Consider the following 16,580-nt stretch of genomic DNA (forward strand, 5'->3'; position numbering starts at 1 on the left):
TGACTACTTAAAACAGGATGAACTATTATTCTATCACTATTACAGCATATTTGTTCATTAATGGATATTGCTTATTTAAGGAAACTACAATTACCTTTTTCTGCTTAACAAAATTAACTTTTATTTCCTATTACTGATCATACTGCAGTCTACAAGGGAATTTCTTCACTTGTACTGTTTATATAAAATCGAGTAGGAGGCTAATCGTTGATTAGCCGACCTCTCACACCACCGTGCGTACGGACCCGTACACGGCGGTTCAACCTTTTAAGTACCGATTCTCATAAAGTTTGGACGAATCTTTGAGTCCCCACTTTATGAGTTTTTCTTTTGTTATTGCTTGATGTAGTGTTTCACTACGTGATAAACGCCAATACCCTTTACGTGAATTAGCCAGCTTCATAGCTTCGTCATGATTGATTCCATATTTACGAAGCATTTTGTACCTAGTTTTGGGTCTTTTCCATCTTTTCCATATGAGCTGTCTAAGTCGATGATTTAGCCATTGTTGTGTATCTAATATGAATTTCTTCATATTTGCTATCCCGTAGTAATTAATCCAACCAGTGATTACTTCATTTATTTTTGATATAATATCCACAAATGTACCAGGGCGTTTTCTACTGGTTTGTTTTCTTAACTTATCTTTGAAACGTTTCTTTGCCGACCTGCTAGGTCGGCATCCTACTTTCCCATGAGGTTTTGAATATTGAAGCCTAGAAAGGTAGCTGACGTGGCTCCACAGACTTTACTTTTCTTAATATTTATCGTCAGTCTTAGGTCTTTTTCGATAAATTGGGTGATGCTTTCCATAACACGTTCACCAGCTCTTTTGCTTTTGACGTAGATGACGAAGTCATCTGCGTACCTTATGAAACGGTGGCCTCTTTTTTCTAACTCTCTGTCTAATTTGTTTAAATAGACGTTAGCTAGAATCGGTGACAGCGGTCCGCCTTGCGGCGCTCCTTCTTCAGTTTCGATATAGAAATCATTATCAAGTATTCCAGACCGTAGAAATTTCCAGATAAGTTTAAGAACTATTTTGTCTGAAATAAATTCTTCGAGATAAGCTCTTAATTTTTGATGATGTATAGTATCGAAGTAACTTTTAAGGTCACAGTCTACTACTACTCTATAGCCTTCTTGATAATATTGTTCGGCAAGTTTAATAGCTTGGTGAGCATTTCTTCCTTTTCTAAACCCGTAGCTATTATTGGAGAAATGAGGGTCAATAACTGGATTAATTGCCTGTAGAATAGCCTGTTGAACTACTCTATCCAAGACACAAGGGATTCCCAAATATCTCTTTGACCCATCGGGTTTTGGAATCGCAACCCGTTTAACCGGTTGTGGTTGATAAGTGCCATCTCTTAATTTCTGTTTCAATGCTTTGTAGTATTTAGTCATATGAGCTTCTAGTTCATAAACTGTAATACCATCTATTCCCGGCTTACCTTTATTCTTTCTTACCTTTTTATAGGCTTTCCAAAGATTTTCATCTGCGATAACCTTATCAATTAGATTGGTACCATCTTGTTCTTTCATATCCATGTTGACATTCCTACGCACTCCTACTTACTCTTCAGTTTCCAACTTATCACTCCACAGGTAGCCATCTTTTGGTCTTTACCGCGATGTTTTCTGCGCTTAGACGGAATGTCTACACCTCCTTGTTTTCCAAGATTTAAGATTGTTCAGTCCTTCGTTCGCTTTCCGAACTACTATGACGTCTGCTGACTTCTCATGATTCATCAAATTATCACTAATTTGATTGTTAATTGAATAACCCTCATGAGATCTCCCCGGGTAAGGGCGATAACCTTCTTCTCATGTAACTGCTATATTTACTGTATGGGATTCGGGCAGTATTGGACTTTGTCAGGTAATGCAGACTCATCCGTCCCAATTCAGCCTTGTATATAGTTTCTGTTCGTCAGTTCGAGAATTTGCCTCCGGCTTCCTTCAGATTCCTCCTCACGGGGGACACCCTTGCCATTAGCTAACAGTTCCTACTGCCAAGCCTGTAGTGGACTTGCACCACCAAGTTATCGCCCATGCCGGGCGCACAATAAAAAACCATCAGAGAATTTTCTCCAATGGTCTTCTTATGTTAGCGAACGATTCGTGTTTATTCCGATAAATAGACTATCAACTCAACTTGACCCTCCCCTACCTCTTTATATTTCCGCCATTGCTTGCAATGCTCTTCTTTTAAATCCGCATTGTTCCATAGCCTTTGATAGTTCTGCACGCAAAGCTGTTACATCATGATTCACTAATTTTTTCCCTGCCACCACTTGTTTTCCGGCGATAAACACGTCACTAACATTACTAGCATTTGAAGAGTAAACTAAAGCGGAATACGGATCATAAATGGGAAACATATTAACTGAATCTGTTTCTACGAGGATGAAATCAGCTTGTTTCCCTGCCTCGATGGAACCGATTTGCTCTTCTAGACCTAAGACCTTTGCTCCTTCAATGGTTGCTAGCTTTACAATTGCTTTTGCTGGAAATGCACTGCGATCCTGTAAATGGGTTTTATGAAAATTGGCGAATAATCGCATTTGGCTAAATATATCCAACGTATTCCCGCTGCTTGGTCCATCTGTTCCCAATCCCACTTTTACACCAGCAGACATTAAATCCCGCACCCTTGCTACACCTTTAGCAGATTTTGTATTAGCACCAATGCAATGAGCTACTTTCACATCATACTTCTGCAACAGCTCAATGTCATGATCGGTCAAATGAATACAATGGGCTGCCACGAGCCTTGAACTTAATACACCAATATCCTCTAAAAATTCAATGGGGGTTTGACCCCGTTCTTTCCGAAATGTTTCCATTTCAAAGTCCATTTCACTTACATGCATCATCCACGGTACATTGTACTTTTTCGATAATATATCTGCCTGCTGAATTACTTCAATGGTATTTGAATACGGAGCATGCGGTGCGATTGATGCTTGAATTTTCTTATTCCCCTGCCATTTCGGCAGAAAACGTTCAGCGTATTGTAAGCCGCCCATCGGCTCCGGCACATCAACCGTGACCGAATCAATGACTGTTTCGGCTAAAAGGGCTCTGGCTTGCATTTCCTCTGCTGCTAGGGCCAATTGATGTTCAAAATAATACATATCAAAAAAAGTCGTTACACCGGCAAGCTGCATTTCAGCAATAGCATATTTTCCGCTCGTGTACGCAAGCTGTTCGTTCATGCATTCATTTTCTAATGGAAATAAGAAGCGGCGTAAACGGTCTGGATAGTCATCACCTAATGAACGAAACGGAATCATGCCGATATGCGTATGCGTATTCACCATGCCGGGCAATAAAATCGCACCTTTAGCATCGATGCATTGATCATAAATAAGACCCATAGGGAAGGAATTCATCGGCCCCACTTCAATAATGTTCTCATCCGCTACTAAATAGCCATGGCGAAATTGTTCCATCCCCTCATTCATCGTTAAAATCCACGCATTTTTGATTACTATTTTCAATTTCCTTCATCCTCTACTAACGGGATCATCATTTGGGAACGTACATTCATCATCCCCTTGTCGGTAATTTTGATAACAGGTGAAACGGGCAAGGACAGCGTTGAGAAAGACATAATTTCATTGCTGTTGCGATAGCCTAACGCAATCATTGCCTGACGAACTTCCTTTAATTGTGCGCCCAGTTCTTGGATTGGCGCATCGCTGATAATGCCGCCAACTGGTAATGGGCAAATGGCTTTTACCTTACTAGCTTGTGTAACGACATAGCCGCCTTGCATGTCTACTAGTTGTTTTTGTGCTGCAATGATATCCTCTGCGCACGTTCCCATCACCATTACATTATGATGGTCATGTGCCCATGTTGTTGCGACCGCACCCTTTTCAACCAACGCATGTTCCACAAATCCGTAGGCGATGTCGCCTGTTTTTCCGTATCGTTCCATGACTACAATCAAAGCTAGCCCGCTATTCTCCCAATCTAGAAATCCATCTACAACGGCAACTTCCCGCTGGACATGCTCAGTAAATGTCCCAACTTCCGCAATTTGAATGACGTTAACGATGGCTTTTTCGGATGCATTCACCTTAATCCGTAAATCCTCGGATGTTAGAGCACGACATTGAATGGATTCGTAAAAGTGCGCAGGGAAATGTGGTTTCTCATCTGGATAGCGGATCTCATTTCCTCGTTCGTGGACCAATTTCCCGTCCTTATACACGGCTGCAATCTCTAAACTATCAACGTCATTCAGCAATAGAAAGTCTGCTTTGAAGCCGGATACAATCGCCCCGCGATCCTGAAATCCCATTCTCCTAGCAGGTGTATAAGTAGCACAGTATAATGCATGTTCTGCGGGCATACCGCTAGAAATCGCTAAGCGAACAAGCGCATTTAAATGCCCATTCAACAAATCGTCCACCATCACATCATCAGTAACAAATGCCACATATTCATAAAAACTATTTTCAACGATGACACGGATACTTTCTGGCGTAATCGATTTCCTTTGAAATTCTAAAAAGATCCCATTTGTGATCTTCTCATAAATGGATTCAAGTGTCTGATGAGTATGATCAGCTGTCAAGCCTGCATACAAAAACTTCGCTAAATCCAATCCAGAAACGCGAGGAATATGAGCTTCTAAAGGCAGAAATGGGCGTTCAGATTGAACGGTTCTTAATATTTGCCTAATCAATGAATCCGGTTCATTGACAATCCCATTAAAGTTCATGGCTTCACCTAAAGCAATCACCTTCGGATGCTGCAAAAGCCGCTTCACTTCTTCAACACCGATATAGCCGCCTGTCGTTTCTAATTCCGGTGTCGTGGAGGGAACAGATGAAGGAATCGCATAAAAAATATCCATTACGCTAGGCTGGGAAAAGAACGACTCCAGCCCTTCCATTCCAAACACATTGGCAATCTCATGGGCATCAGCCACCACCGTTGTCACACCATGAGATAATGCAGCCCCAGAAAAAATAGCAGGGGATGTCATGGAGCTTTCAATATGTAAATGAATATCCATGAACCCTGGAATCACATACTGACTGGTTGCATCTATCACGTTCTTAGCCTCTAAATTATCAAATGCTTCAGTCGTCATATAATAAAATTTATCGCCAACAATCGAAACATGTTTCTTTTCAAACTTTTTGGTGAACGTGTTAAATACTTGTCCATTAATAATTGCTACATCCACTTTCATCCTTTTTCCCTCCATTTTAATAGCAGAAAAGGGCCAAGATTTGCCCTTAGCCCCTTCTCCTTACATCGTTTTTATTTATTTAAAATTCGATTCCATTGATTAATCCAATCTTCAAGGTTATTATTTACGAATTGTGAATCAACTTTGTTTGTACGGTCAGCAATGGCACCATACGTTTTATTCTTAGCTGTTTCTTCATCTAATACGACCTCTTTATTTGTTGGAGCCTCATTTAAAGACTTTGCCGTTTTTTCTTGTATTTCTTTGCTTAATCTCCAGTCAATGTACTTATACGCTAAGTCTTTATTTTTCGAGTTTTTGTTGATGTTCATGGTGTTGAAGTTGGCGAATGTTCCTGATTCAGGAACAATATATGCTACATCCGGATTGGCTTGAGTAATCATTGGGACAGCAAAATCACCAACAACTGCAGCAACAATTTCCCCTGATTGGAACATGTTAGCTAGGTCTGAGGATTTGCTATAAGTTTTAACTACGTTTGGAGATAGATCTGTGATTGCTTTAAAAGCTGCTTTTCCATTATCTTTTGTAATATCGGCATTCTCATGCTTACTCGCCACATAAAGCATGGCTGGACCAAATGTGGATGTAATATCAGGAATGGAGATTTTTCCTTTTAGAGCTGAATTCCATAGATCATCCCACTCCTTAATTTCCATTCCTGCTGCCTTTTTGTTGTAAATAATCCCAATACTGTTTAATGTATAGGCTGGACCCGATCCATCTGCAGATAACCCCTTTGCACTATCGATTAACTTTTCCATATTAGGGACTTTTGAATTGTCTATTTTCTCAAACAATCCTTCTGTTACCCCGTCAGCCGCATTTGATTGCGACAATTCAATCACATCAACTGTTGAATTCGGATTACTTTTTAATTTTGTAAAACGCTCAGAACTTGTCCCCGTTTCTAATACAATGTCTACATTGTATTTTTCCTCAAATGGTTTGAAGACGTCTTCTTCCATTTTATCTTGTTCCAAGCCGAATGTTGAGATGACTAATGATGTTGGTTTCTCCTTCGTTGTTTCTCCACCGCCACCACAAGCCGCCAAGATACTAGCAGTTGCTAACGTTAGACTAACTAATCCAAATCGTTTCTTCATTATTAATCTCTCCTTTAAATTGGGTTTAAACGATAATAAGTTTTTGAGCTGGAATGGATAATGTGACAGCGTCTCCCACTTGATAAATCACATCATCTGCCTCATTCACAAGCAGTGAACCAATAGAGGTCTCAACCTCATATTGATATGCTTTACCTAGAAATGTGCGGACTTTTACCACCCCGGTTACGGTATTATTTGAATTTGGCTCAGTGCTTGCTACAAGATCAATATCGTCCGGACGAATGGTTCCGGTTTGTTTTCCTGTTTCCCATTTGCGAGTGCATAGGAAGACTGTTCCATCAGTAGCCTTATATTTCCCTTCCTCTACTGGTGTTAATCCAAAGAAATTTTCAAAACCGATAAAGCGGGCCACAAATTCAGTTTTTGGATTTTTGTAGATCTCCTCAGGTGTATCGAACTGTTCGATTACCCCTTTATTCATGACAGCTACTTTGTCAGAAATAGAGAAACATTCTTCCTGGTCATGTGTGACAAACACGGATGTAATCCCTAATTGGCTTTGAATTCGTTTAATTTCAATCCGCATCGCTACCCGTAATTTAGCATCTAAATTACTTAATGGTTCATCTAATAGTAATAATTTTGGCTCAATCACTAACGCTCGCGCTAAAGCCACACGTTGTCTTTGCCCGCCTGAAAGTTGTTTTGGAAAGCGGTCAGCCAGTGCCTCTAAGCCCGTAATGGCCAAAATGTCTTTTACCTTTTTATCAATGTTACTCTTTTTTTCCTTGCGTAATTTCAAGCCGAAAGCTACATTTTCCTTTATTGTGAGATGAGGAAACAAGGCATAGCTTTGAAATACCATGCCAAAGTCGCGCTTATGAACCGGTACCTTCGTTAAATTTTGACTATCCACGAGGAACTCTCCATCATTCGGTTCAATTAAGCCCGCAATTACACGTAAAGTAGTCGTTTTCCCGCAGCCAGACGGCCCTAATAAGGAAACTAATTCGCCTTTTTCAATCGATAAATTCAAATCTTTTAATATATCGGTATTGTTGTCATAACTCACACGAATATCTTTTAATTCAACATAGGACAATTTTTGTTCAACCCCTTCGCTGTGTTTTATGAAATACTCGCTAACCCTAATGTCTTTTCAATAATAAACATCAAGACGACTGTACCCAGCATTAAGATTACAGATAATGCAGATACAGAAGGATCATAGTTGTATTCAATATAATTCATTAAGTTTGTAGGCAGCATGGTAACACCCGGACCAGATAAGAACTGCGATACAGGAATATTATTAAAGGAATTAATGAATGCCAGCATGAAGGAAGCAAAAATTCCCGATGTAATGTTTGGTAAAACGACTTTGATAAATGCTTGTAACTTTGTGCAGCCTAATGTCCACGAAACTTCCTCGATTGAAAAATCTAACTGCTCAATCGTTGAACCTACCACACGAATCACATACGGTAAACAAATCAAGAAATGGCCTAACAACAATCCCTGAATGATGGGAAATTGAAATTGGATCACAATAAATTGATACAAGGCATATCCGACAACTAAACCTGGTACAATCGTTGGCGAGAGGAAAAAGCTCTTGATCCAATTGCGCCCGAATACGTTGTGACGTGCCAGAGAATAAGCAGCCGGAACACCAATGATTACCGCCAACAGAGTCCCAATAAAGGCTACTTCTAAACTAAGGATGAAGCTGTCCATAAAGGATTCATTTGAAAATACTTTGCTATACCATTCAAAAGTAAAACCTTTGATTGGAAATTGAATCGTTGAATTTGTTCCAAAAGAGGTTAGGACGATAATGAATAAAGGGATTAATAAAAAAGCAAAAACAACACCTGCAATGATATTTAAGCCAACATTTTTACGCACTTGCCTCACCCCTCTTGTCCATACGTTTAGCTATCCAGTCGAATAATTTCATCACGATGATCGTTGCAACAATCATAATCATCGCAATCACACTAGCACCTTTCCAATTGCCCAATGCAGTCGCATTTTGATATAAGAAAGTGGCTAACATAATGTTTCGGTTACCGCCTAACAATTGTGGGGTGGTATAGGCTGTCATTGTCCCCGTAAAGACTAAAATACTGCCCACAATAATTCCCGGTACACTTAAGGGCAAGATCACCTTCATAAAGGCAATGAAGCGATTGGCACCTAACGTTTCGGCCGCCTCCATAATATCAGAATCGATATTTTCAAAAATCCCTACTAGCGTAATGACCATCAGAGGCAGGAATAGATACACAGATCCAATCGTAATGGAGAATTCTGTATAAAGTAACGTAAGCGGTTTAGAAATTAGGCCAAGATTCATTAACATACTATTAATAATCCCGCCTTGTCCCAAAATGGTAATCCAAGCAAAACTCCGCACAACTGAATTTGTTAACAGCGGAAACAATGTGATAGACATTAACAGACCACGCCATTTTTTCGGGCTTTGTGCAATAAAGTAAGCAGTCGGAACACCTAACAGGGCGCAAAATAAAGTTGCAATCAGAGAAATTTTTAGTGTCCGCCAAAAAATACTGAAATTATATTCATCCATAAAGAATGAGATATAGTTGGCCAAGCTGAAACCTCCATCAAAAAACGTAGGAAAAATGATGGAAACAAGGGGTAACACCAAGAACAAAATCAAAAGAACCATTCCCGGAGCCAAGAGGATATAAGGAATTCTACGATGTTTCATGTCCGAGCCTCACTTTCCATTAAAAAGGATGATTTAATACATAAACATGGATTCTTTTATTTTTTCATAAAAGGATTATAAATAATCATTTTCTTTTTGGTAATAAAAAATACGAACATTATTTGATGGAAATATATGAAACAATCGCACACGCATAAAAGTTCGACATTATTTTACATTTTTTTCGAAAAAAATAACCCTTTAAGGATACTCTCCCTGTGGGGGTTACTTTTTTCGACTACATCATTGGACTTTTTTTCTGCTTAACAAAATACTTGTATACTTCCTATTATTAATCCTATATTACGATAAAATATAAAAAACCATGTAGGGGATTATATGGTGAAGCTTTTCAACGGCCCGTTTAAACACCTTCCTCTAGCAAAATAACAAATACGTATGCTAGAATCATTTTTATACTAAAAGTTGGCAAACAAATTAATTAATATAGAGTGGTCTCTGATCAAATTACCCTATCATATTAGCATCTTTGGAGGAGAGAAAGAGAGAAAATGAAGACAAGTATAGGAGAATGGAAGATCGGGCTAAAGAACGGAATTCCTATTGCAATGGGTTATTTTGCAGTTTCGTTTACCTTTGGCATTCTTGCCAAGCAAGCTGGGCTAAATCCGTTTGAAGCAGTTTTGATGTCCGTAACTAATTTAACCTCGGCTGGACAGTTTGCTGGGCTTACGCTTATTGCCAGTGCCGCAGCCATCATTGAAATTGCTGTCACACAGCTGATTATTAACTCTAGATATTTTCTAATGTCGTTTGCTTTATCCCAAAAAATCGACCCCAAAACGCCGCTTGTCCATCGATTATTCATGGCATATGGGATTACGGATGAGGTATTCGGAGTGTCCGTTGCGGTTCCCAGAAAGTTAAGCCCTTATTATGCCTATGGCGTGATGAGTGTTGCGGTGCCTGGATGGGCACTAGGTACACTGTTTGGGGTTATTTCTGGAAATATTCTGCCGGATAGATTGATGAGTGCACTAAGTATTGCATTGTTCGGAATGCTAATTGCTGTCATTATCCCTCCAGCAAAAGGGAATAAAATCCTTGCCGGGCTGATTGTCACTTCTATGGTACTAAGCCTTGTATTTGCTGAGCTGCAAACCTTAGCATCCATCTCATCCGGTGTAAAAATTATCATCTTAACGATTTTGATTGCAGGTATCGCAGCGTTTGTCTTTCCGGTAAAGGAGCATCCAGTAAAGGAGCATACTCATGAATAATGCTATTTTTTATATCTTGGTGATGGCAATTGTGACGTATCTTATTAGGGTTCTGCCGCTAACACTCGTCAGAAAAGAAATCAAAAATGTCTATATCCGATCGTTTTTATACTATGTTCCATATGTAACATTGGCAGTGATGGTGTTTCCGGCCATTTTAGACGCAACGGCCTCGCCATGGTCCGCACTAGTTGGCTTTATTGTGGCCATACTTTTTGCCTACCAGGGGGCCAGCTTGGTGAGTGTTGCCCTATTGGCCTGTTTTTCTGTTTTTGTAATAGAACTGTTCTTGTATTGAGTTAGGAATAAAAACAGTGCCCGTCACTCCCCGAATGATGTCGATGAATTCGACAAATGGAGGTGGTGACAGGCACTATTTTATTGTTCCACTTTTTCTGATTTTACGGTTAAATCTCCTGCCAATGGCGTTTCAATGATTTCCTTAGCCTTAGCTAAAGAATCAGCTTGCCCAAGCGCCCACATTAATTTGGCAACAATCGCTTCCGTGTTCATATCTCCGGAAAAAACAACCTGATGCTGTACTGCCTTACGTCCCACTTCATACAGGAGCAAGTCCTCACCTTTTAAAAAATACTTAAATCATAAGTCTGTGAAAGCTTTTCAATAAATTTCATTCCAGCAACACTATTACCTATATCATCAATTCCAGGACTATAGACACCAATACCTAATTTTCCCTCAAGCTGCTCTACTTTAACGTGCGATACCGTACATAAAACACCACCTGATACACCACTTTTCATTGGAATGCCAATGGAAGCAGCATACTTTCCTGAGGCATTATAAAGTCCACAAGTTGTCATTAAAGCTTTTGTTACTTTTGCTGTTGTAGGTGTTATAATTTTTTTGTTTGTTAATGGATGCACGCCATCTCCTGCAAGCATAAGCCCCAACTGTGCAAGGTCCTTTGCCGAAACCTCGAGTGCGCATAAATGAATATAAGACTCTACCGCTTCCTCTACATCACAAAGCAAATAATCATTTGCCTTTAAATAATAAGCGATTGCCCGATTCCGATGGGTTGTTTCGATTTCGGAACGATAGACCTCTTCATTTATTTGGTGGGGACTACCTGTGATACTAGTTAAAAAGTCTGCAACATATGCTATTCGATCCTTCACCGTTTCCCCAGGTAACATCGAGGCAACAGTAATAGCACCTGCATTAATCATCGGATTAAATGGTTTCCCCGGTGCCGTGCTTTCTAGACGAATAATCGAATTAAAGGGATCTCCTGTTGGTTCTACATCTACTTTATCAAGTACAAATTGTAATCCATGATATTCACAGGCAACTATAAAACTAATAACCTTTGAAATGCTTTGCAGTGTAAATTGTGCTTCTATATTACCAGCCGCAAAGTAATTTCCATTTTGATCTATTATACATGCGGCAAATTGGTCAACGGATTGAAGCGCTAGTACTGGAATATAAGATGCAGGTTTACCTCTCTTCGTATAAGCTTTTGCTTCATTTGTAATTTGTTCCAACATCCTGTTTACCTCTCTTTATGACACGAAAGAGATGCCCCTTTGAGGGTAACATCCCTTTCAGATTACCTTATTTTTCTGGAATTAGTGACATGTACTTCTCATCTTTCAAACGTGCCTTTAACTCTTGCTTTGCTTCTTCAATAATTGTTGGATTTTCAATACAAGTAATTGCAGTACGAGCCATAATATCCGCCGCATAAAGCATTCCCTTATGTCCAATTGGCGTATTACCTACAGCTACTACTTGCCAAGTATGGAGTGGTGTCCCAAGCACAAAACAAGCCGTTGTACATTGTACAGTTGGTGTTATCCAGCTGACATCTGCAACATCAGTTGAACCGTACAGCATCATCTCTGGAGACAATGGGGATACAAACTCGCATAGATGCTTGCTACCTATTAATTCCTTTTGCTCAGAAGACATATTCATATAAGCCAAAGCCTTGCTTTCATCATCCAATGATTGATAAATTTGCTCTGCAAAGGCAAAGTCCTCTTCACTAAATTGAAGGGCCGGAGCCTCATCAAATTGCTGTTGCATCACTTTTGCAAGCGTTGTATTTGGAATTAAATCCGATGCCGCCCCCTCAAAGTGTTCCTCAAATGTTGTTTCTGTCATTAAGGCCGCACCTTGAGCAATTTTTTGAACACGCTTATGAATATCCACTACTTGCTGTTTCTTTGGCGCACGAATTAAATAAGAAACCTCTGCATAAGGCTGAACTACATTGGGAGAAGTTCCACCACTATTAACCACTGCATAATGAATGCGTGCTTCTTGAATAATATGTTCACGCAGGTAGTTTACACCAACATTCATTAGTTCCACTGCATCTAAAGCACTGCGCCCTAGATGGGGGGCTGCAGCCGCATGAGCACTCTTTCCTGTAAATTTAAAAGTCGCTGCATAGTTTGCCAGTGATGTCATATTCATTGTTGTATTATTTGACATCGGATGCCACGAAATAGCCATATCTACATCATTAAACACACCATGCTTTGCCATGTAAGCTTTGCCTGATCCGTTTTCTTCCGCCGGACAACCGTAAAAACGAATAGTGAACGGTGCATTTGTTTTTTCAACATATTCTTTTGCTGCTACTGCTGCTGCAAGTGCACCTGTGCCTAGTAAATTGTGTCCACAGCCGTGCCCATTACCATTCTCTTCAACAGGAGAATATTCTGCCTTCCCGCCTTCTTGGCTCAAAAATGGAAGGGCATCGTATTCACCTAAAAAGGCAATAACAGTTGAACCACTGCCGAAGCTACCCATAATTGCAGTTTCAAGATTAGCTACATTTTTTTCAACTGCAAATCCTTGAGCTTTTAATGCTTCCTCCATTACTGAAACTGCATATTTTTCTTTAAAATGCAATTCTGGTTTTGCCCAGATTTTATCACTGATTGTTGTAAGCGCTATCTTCTTTTCTTGAAGAAAATCGGTTACATTAAATAATGCATTATGCTCTTTATTCATGTACTACAACCTCCTTATTAGCTTGGCTTTTTGGGGAGATTGTTAAAATCGTACCTACACAAATAATTGAAATCACCACTAACAGCCACATTGCAGCATTATATGAACCATTGAATGTATCAACCATGAATCCTATTAATGTAGGTGTAACAAATCCAGCCAATTGTCCCCCAGTGTTTGCCATACCCATAGCTGTTCCTGCATAATCTGAAGGGATTCTCTTTAATACAAATGATGGTAATAACAATACAACATAAGTCATTAACAATGTTACGATACTTTGGTATGTGATAAATAATGCAATCGATTCTGCATTAAACATTAAAAATAGGCATCCAGCTAAAAGCAGTGCACATATAGCACCAATGAATTTATTTACTTTCAAATCCAATTTATCAATTAGATAACCGCATCCTAACATCGCAATCACCATAATGATGCCCGGAATCATTTGTAACCAGCCAATGGAAATTAAATCAAGTCCACGTACGTCTGACAAATATTTTGGCATCCAAGAATTTAAACCCCAGTTCACCGCATAAATGGTAAAGTAAGCGATAACTAAACTCCACATTAATGGCATTTTAAATAAGATTCCTAATATCCCTTTTACTTGAGGCCCTTGAACGGATTGGTATACTACTTTATCCTTCGGTACATACTTCCAATATAGGAATGCAATAATAACCCCAAATAAACCGGCAATAACAAAGAATGCGCGCCAGCCAATTGTTACCAATAATGCGGCTGAAATAATTGGCACAAGCATCATCATAATTGCTCCAGAGGAAAGCATGATAGACATTACTTTACTTCGCTCATTCTCAGGAAACGATGATGAAATGATCTTTGAAGCTGAAGGTTGGAAACCGCCTTCACCAATTCCGAATAGGAACCGAATGACCACCATAATACTCAATGTCCATGCAATAGCTGTTAACCCTGTAAAGATGGACCATACAATAATCGCTGCTAATAACACACGTTTTGCACCGAATTTATCAGCCAAAATTCCCCCAGGCAATTGCATTAATGCATAACCTAGAAAAAATGAACTTAAAATTAAACCTGTTTCCGTAGCTGTTAGGGCAAGATCCTTACCAATATGCACAACTGCATAATTCATTAAATAACGGTCTAGGTTTCCTAACATCCAACCTAAGAAAAGTAATACTACTAGCGTTTTGCGAGTTTTTTTCCCAAGAATGTTTTCTGTCATAAAATGCCTCCTTGTTGCTATTTTAACGAAATTTTCGTTAAATATACGTAAATTATATATGGAATTTTGGTGGCTCGCAATAAATTTTTTACCTTCAGAAATCTGGAAAGTAGTTATGCACGATGGTTTTGGGATCATCCACTGAGATGATTAAAACAAAAAAAGCATTTTCTATCTAAAAGATAGGAAATGCTTTTTTCGTATTAGTTTTTGCATAATTTATATAATTTAGCCGGGCGGCCCCTTGAATTGCGATTTTCCTCCCCACAATATTCAATCAGTTCAACCTTCGCTAATTCTGAAATAATTCGCTGCGCATTCCGTTCTGTCATGTTTAACTCTTTTGCTAACATTTTTGCACTAAATGACTCAACTTTTAACTCGTTCATAACTGCTTCAATTTTTGCAAACATTTTTCCACTGATGGACGACTCATTCAGTCGTTCAATTATCTTTTTGTCTTGAACACGACTTGTATACGTAATTAGAGATGACCCCTGAACAATTTCTGTCATTTCTCCATTTTCTTCCATGACAACAATACCTTTTGTTCCCTTCTCCATTAAATGTTGCATGGCATGATGCGCATAATTTTCTGCATAATAAACCGTAGAGGCATGACCAATACCAACAACAACCGGCTGTTCAGTTTCAGAAGATAAACGATCGATCATTTCAGATATCGCATTAATATTTCGCTCAACAATACCCCGTGAACTAAAAAGGACAAAGCGGCCATTACTTTCTTCAATTAAGTATCCATCAATTTTTTCGCAAATTTGCAGAACAATTTTTTTCATTTCCAGCTGTAAAAAATGGATTCGGTAGCCATTTTGATTCGCCATTTTAATATAATCAAAACTTTTAATTTGAACAACTAAAGCAGTGGTTTGCGTTTTCTTATAATAAATTGTTTGGATTTTCTCGCTTAATAACTGTAGCGTATGATAAATATCCTGAGTATGCGGAACAACCAAACCAACAGGAATTCCTATTTCCTTTAATTTTTCTTCCACTTTTGGATAAACCGTAATAACACAATCTATTTTTTGTTCCTTCCACAGTGCTACATGATGTTCAATAATTTCATCTATGGATGTTTTAGCAGTAAATCGTTTAATATATACATGATCTAAAATTTTATCTAAATCTATAATTTCCTCAAAAAAATTATCCTCTGGTACATGTAGTACATCGATACTGACACTTTTAGCCAACCTTCCAATTTCATGGCTTATTTCTAATACACCGCGATAAAACGTATTCCCGGTAATAAAAATGTACTCCATTCGTTCCTTTGAAAAATGCCTGGATTGTTGTGCGATTTTATAAGGAATATAGCCTGAAAATAACCAAAAATCCACATGAGCATGATGCTTTTCCAGTATATCCGTGGTTTCATTTACAATATTATAAGAATACCCGGCAAATGATAGATTGCATTCAAATTCTTTTGCATAATGTAAAATTCTTTCAACTGATCGTCTAGGTCCTACAATACCAACCTTATACATAGATGATTCTCACTTCCCAATTTACTTAGATGAATTCTCTTTTTAATAATAATAAAGCATTTCTGATGATGGGGTAAGTATATCTAACCTATTTATTGGAGTATGAAGGGGATTAACTTATTTGAGACCGTAAAATGTTCAGCATTTTCTAAAATACAAAAAAAGGCGTCTGCCCCCTAGTGTGCTATAGCGTTACCGTAACAGGGATCAGGCACGACAATCTAATATGAAATATATGAATTTACTGAAGCTGACAAAGTTATACTGTAGAAATATACATTGAAGAAAGAAGCATGCTGCCGAAAATAATTATTAAAGATAGAAAAACGCCAAAAAGGCGTTCAAATTAATCATCTTTATTGGTTTTGCCATCGTTGCCCTTGTCAATTCCAGTAGCATTATTAACTGTTTGAAAAACTAAGTTTAACCCCTGATCCATGGCGTTCATTGAATCGTCTTTTTGACCAGCACCTTTAGAATTTTTATTTTTTTCCACTTTTGTCACCTCCATATGATAGGGTTCCTAGAAAATAAAAAAATATTTATAATATGGCTGATGCTGATTTGAAAAA

General features: G+C 38.7%; 15 protein-coding genes and 1 pseudogene. 2 read left to right on the plus strand and 14 right to left on the minus strand.

Going from position 1 to position 16,580, the window contains the following annotated elements; genetic code table 11:
• Positions 1 to 259 precede the first annotated feature (259 nt).
• The 8 genes from RRV45_RS21720 to RRV45_RS21755 all read right to left on the minus strand — a co-directional run bounded on the left by RRV45_RS21720 (position 260) and on the right by RRV45_RS21755 (position 8,923).
• On the minus strand, positions 260 to 601 hold the full coding sequence (locus RRV45_RS21720; RefSeq protein ID WP_315666724.1) for a group II intron maturase-specific domain-containing protein: 342 nt from the start codon (positions 599 to 601) through the stop codon (positions 260 to 262).
• A gap of 83 nt (positions 602 to 684) precedes the next feature.
• Positions 685 to 1,551: a group II intron reverse transcriptase/maturase gene (gene ltrA / locus RRV45_RS21725; RefSeq protein ID WP_315666725.1), complete on the minus strand. Its 867-nt coding sequence runs from the start codon at positions 1,549 to 1,551 to the stop codon at positions 685 to 687.
• 626 nt (positions 1,552 to 2,177) lie between these two features.
• Positions 2,178 to 3,506: an amidohydrolase gene (locus RRV45_RS21730; RefSeq protein ID WP_315666726.1), complete on the minus strand. Its 1,329-nt coding sequence runs from the start codon at positions 3,504 to 3,506 to the stop codon at positions 2,178 to 2,180.
• Positions 3,503 to 5,215: an adenine deaminase C-terminal domain-containing protein gene (locus tag RRV45_RS21735; protein WP_315666727.1), complete on the minus strand. Its 1,713-nt coding sequence runs from the start codon at positions 5,213 to 5,215 to the stop codon at positions 3,503 to 3,505. Before RRV45_RS21735 ends, RRV45_RS21730 begins: the two co-directional genes overlap by 4 nt.
• Before the next feature lie 71 nt (positions 5,216 to 5,286).
• Entirely contained in the window at positions 5,287 to 6,342 is a 1,056-nt protein-coding gene (locus RRV45_RS21740; RefSeq protein ID WP_315666728.1) for an ABC transporter substrate-binding protein, read from the minus strand.
• A 25-nt stretch (positions 6,343 to 6,367) separates the two neighbouring features.
• Positions 6,368 to 7,408: an ABC transporter ATP-binding protein gene (locus RRV45_RS21745; RefSeq protein ID WP_315666729.1), complete on the minus strand. Its 1,041-nt coding sequence runs from the start codon at positions 7,406 to 7,408 to the stop codon at positions 6,368 to 6,370.
• A 26-nt stretch (positions 7,409 to 7,434) separates the two neighbouring features.
• A complete protein-coding gene (locus RRV45_RS21750; RefSeq protein WP_315666730.1) occupies positions 7,435 to 8,214 on the minus strand; it encodes an ABC transporter permease in 780 nt (259 codons plus the stop codon).
• Positions 8,207 to 8,923 carry an ABC transporter permease gene (locus tag RRV45_RS21755; RefSeq protein WP_315666731.1) on the minus strand — a complete coding sequence of 239 codons (717 nt, stop codon included), beginning with the start codon at positions 8,921 to 8,923 and terminating at the stop codon, positions 8,207 to 8,209. Before RRV45_RS21755 ends, RRV45_RS21750 begins: the two co-directional genes overlap by 8 nt.
• A 632-nt stretch (positions 8,924 to 9,555) precedes the next feature.
• On the opposite strand from RRV45_RS21755, the gene RRV45_RS21760 reads away from it, so the two are divergent.
• Both RRV45_RS21760 and RRV45_RS21765 read left to right on the plus strand, forming a co-directional pair.
• Positions 9,556 to 10,284 carry an AzlC family ABC transporter permease gene (locus tag RRV45_RS21760; RefSeq protein WP_315666732.1) on the plus strand — a complete coding sequence of 243 codons (729 nt, stop codon included), beginning with the start codon at positions 9,556 to 9,558 and terminating at the stop codon, positions 10,282 to 10,284.
• On the plus strand, positions 10,277 to 10,582 hold the full coding sequence (locus tag RRV45_RS21765) for an AzlD domain-containing protein (RefSeq protein WP_315666733.1): 306 nt from the start codon (positions 10,277 to 10,279) through the stop codon (positions 10,580 to 10,582). Before RRV45_RS21760 ends, RRV45_RS21765 begins: the two co-directional genes overlap by 8 nt.
• Positions 10,583 to 10,662: 80 nt before the next feature.
• Here RRV45_RS21765 and RRV45_RS21770 read toward each other — a convergent pair.
• From RRV45_RS21770 to RRV45_RS21795, 6 genes and pseudogenes are all read right to left on the minus strand, one after another.
• A pseudogene (locus RRV45_RS21770) lies at positions 10,663 to 10,869 on the minus strand (L-asparaginase 1); the annotation flags it as partial.
• On the minus strand, positions 10,869 to 11,798 hold the full coding sequence (glsA, locus tag RRV45_RS21775) for a glutaminase A (protein ID WP_315666734.1): 930 nt from the start codon (positions 11,796 to 11,798) through the stop codon (positions 10,869 to 10,871). The gene glsA and the pseudogene RRV45_RS21770, both read right to left, overlap by 1 nt.
• A gap of 67 nt (positions 11,799 to 11,865) precedes the next feature.
• Positions 11,866 to 13,275, minus strand: coding sequence for a M20 family metallopeptidase (locus RRV45_RS21780; RefSeq protein ID WP_315666735.1), 1,410 nt, complete (start codon positions 13,273 to 13,275; stop codon positions 11,866 to 11,868).
• The gene (locus tag RRV45_RS21785) at positions 13,268 to 14,494 is read right to left on the minus strand and encodes an MFS transporter (protein WP_315666736.1); all 1,227 of its coding nucleotides are present in this window, start codon (positions 14,492 to 14,494) and stop codon (positions 13,268 to 13,270) included. Before RRV45_RS21785 ends, RRV45_RS21780 begins: the two co-directional genes overlap by 8 nt.
• A gap of 203 nt (positions 14,495 to 14,697) precedes the next feature.
• Positions 14,698 to 16,008, minus strand: a complete 1,311-nt coding sequence (locus RRV45_RS21790; RefSeq protein ID WP_315666737.1) for a helix-turn-helix domain-containing protein — start codon at positions 16,006 to 16,008, stop codon at positions 14,698 to 14,700.
• A gap of 346 nt (positions 16,009 to 16,354) precedes the next feature.
• Positions 16,355 to 16,504, minus strand: a complete 150-nt coding sequence (locus tag RRV45_RS21795; protein WP_315666738.1) for a hypothetical protein — start codon at positions 16,502 to 16,504, stop codon at positions 16,355 to 16,357.
• Positions 16,505 to 16,580: the final 76 nt, after the last annotated feature.

Origin of the sequence: Bacillus sp. DTU_2020_1000418_1_SI_GHA_SEK_038 (genome assembly GCF_032341175.1) — a bacterium.
Taxonomy (GTDB): domain Bacteria; phylum Bacillota; class Bacilli; order Bacillales; family Cytobacillaceae; genus Cytobacillus.

Excerpts from the sequence above, each read along its gene's own strand:
- ltrA (WP_315666725.1), bottom strand. The coding sequence starts at position 1,551 with ATGGATATGAAAGAACAAGATGGTACCAATCTAATTGATAAGGTTATC.
- RRV45_RS21735 (WP_315666727.1), bottom strand. The coding sequence starts at position 5,215 with ATGAAAGTGGATGTAGCAATTATTAATGGACAAGTATTTAACACGTTC.
- RRV45_RS21740 (WP_315666728.1), bottom strand. The coding sequence starts at position 6,342 with ATGAAGAAACGATTTGGATTAGTTAGTCTAACGTTAGCAACTGCTAGT.
- RRV45_RS21760 (WP_315666732.1), top strand. The coding sequence starts at position 9,556 with ATGAAGACAAGTATAGGAGAATGGAAGATCGGGCTAAAGAACGGAATT.
- RRV45_RS21765 (WP_315666733.1), top strand. The coding sequence starts at position 10,277 with ATGAATAATGCTATTTTTTATATCTTGGTGATGGCAATTGTGACGTAT.
- glsA (WP_315666734.1), bottom strand. The coding sequence starts at position 11,798 with ATGTTGGAACAAATTACAAATGAAGCAAAAGCTTATACGAAGAGAGGT.
- RRV45_RS21780 (WP_315666735.1), bottom strand. The coding sequence starts at position 13,275 with ATGAATAAAGAGCATAATGCATTATTTAATGTAACCGATTTTCTTCAA.
- RRV45_RS21785 (WP_315666736.1), bottom strand. The coding sequence starts at position 14,494 with ATGACAGAAAACATTCTTGGGAAAAAAACTCGCAAAACGCTAGTAGTA.
- RRV45_RS21790 (WP_315666737.1), bottom strand. The coding sequence starts at position 16,008 with ATGTATAAGGTTGGTATTGTAGGACCTAGACGATCAGTTGAAAGAATT.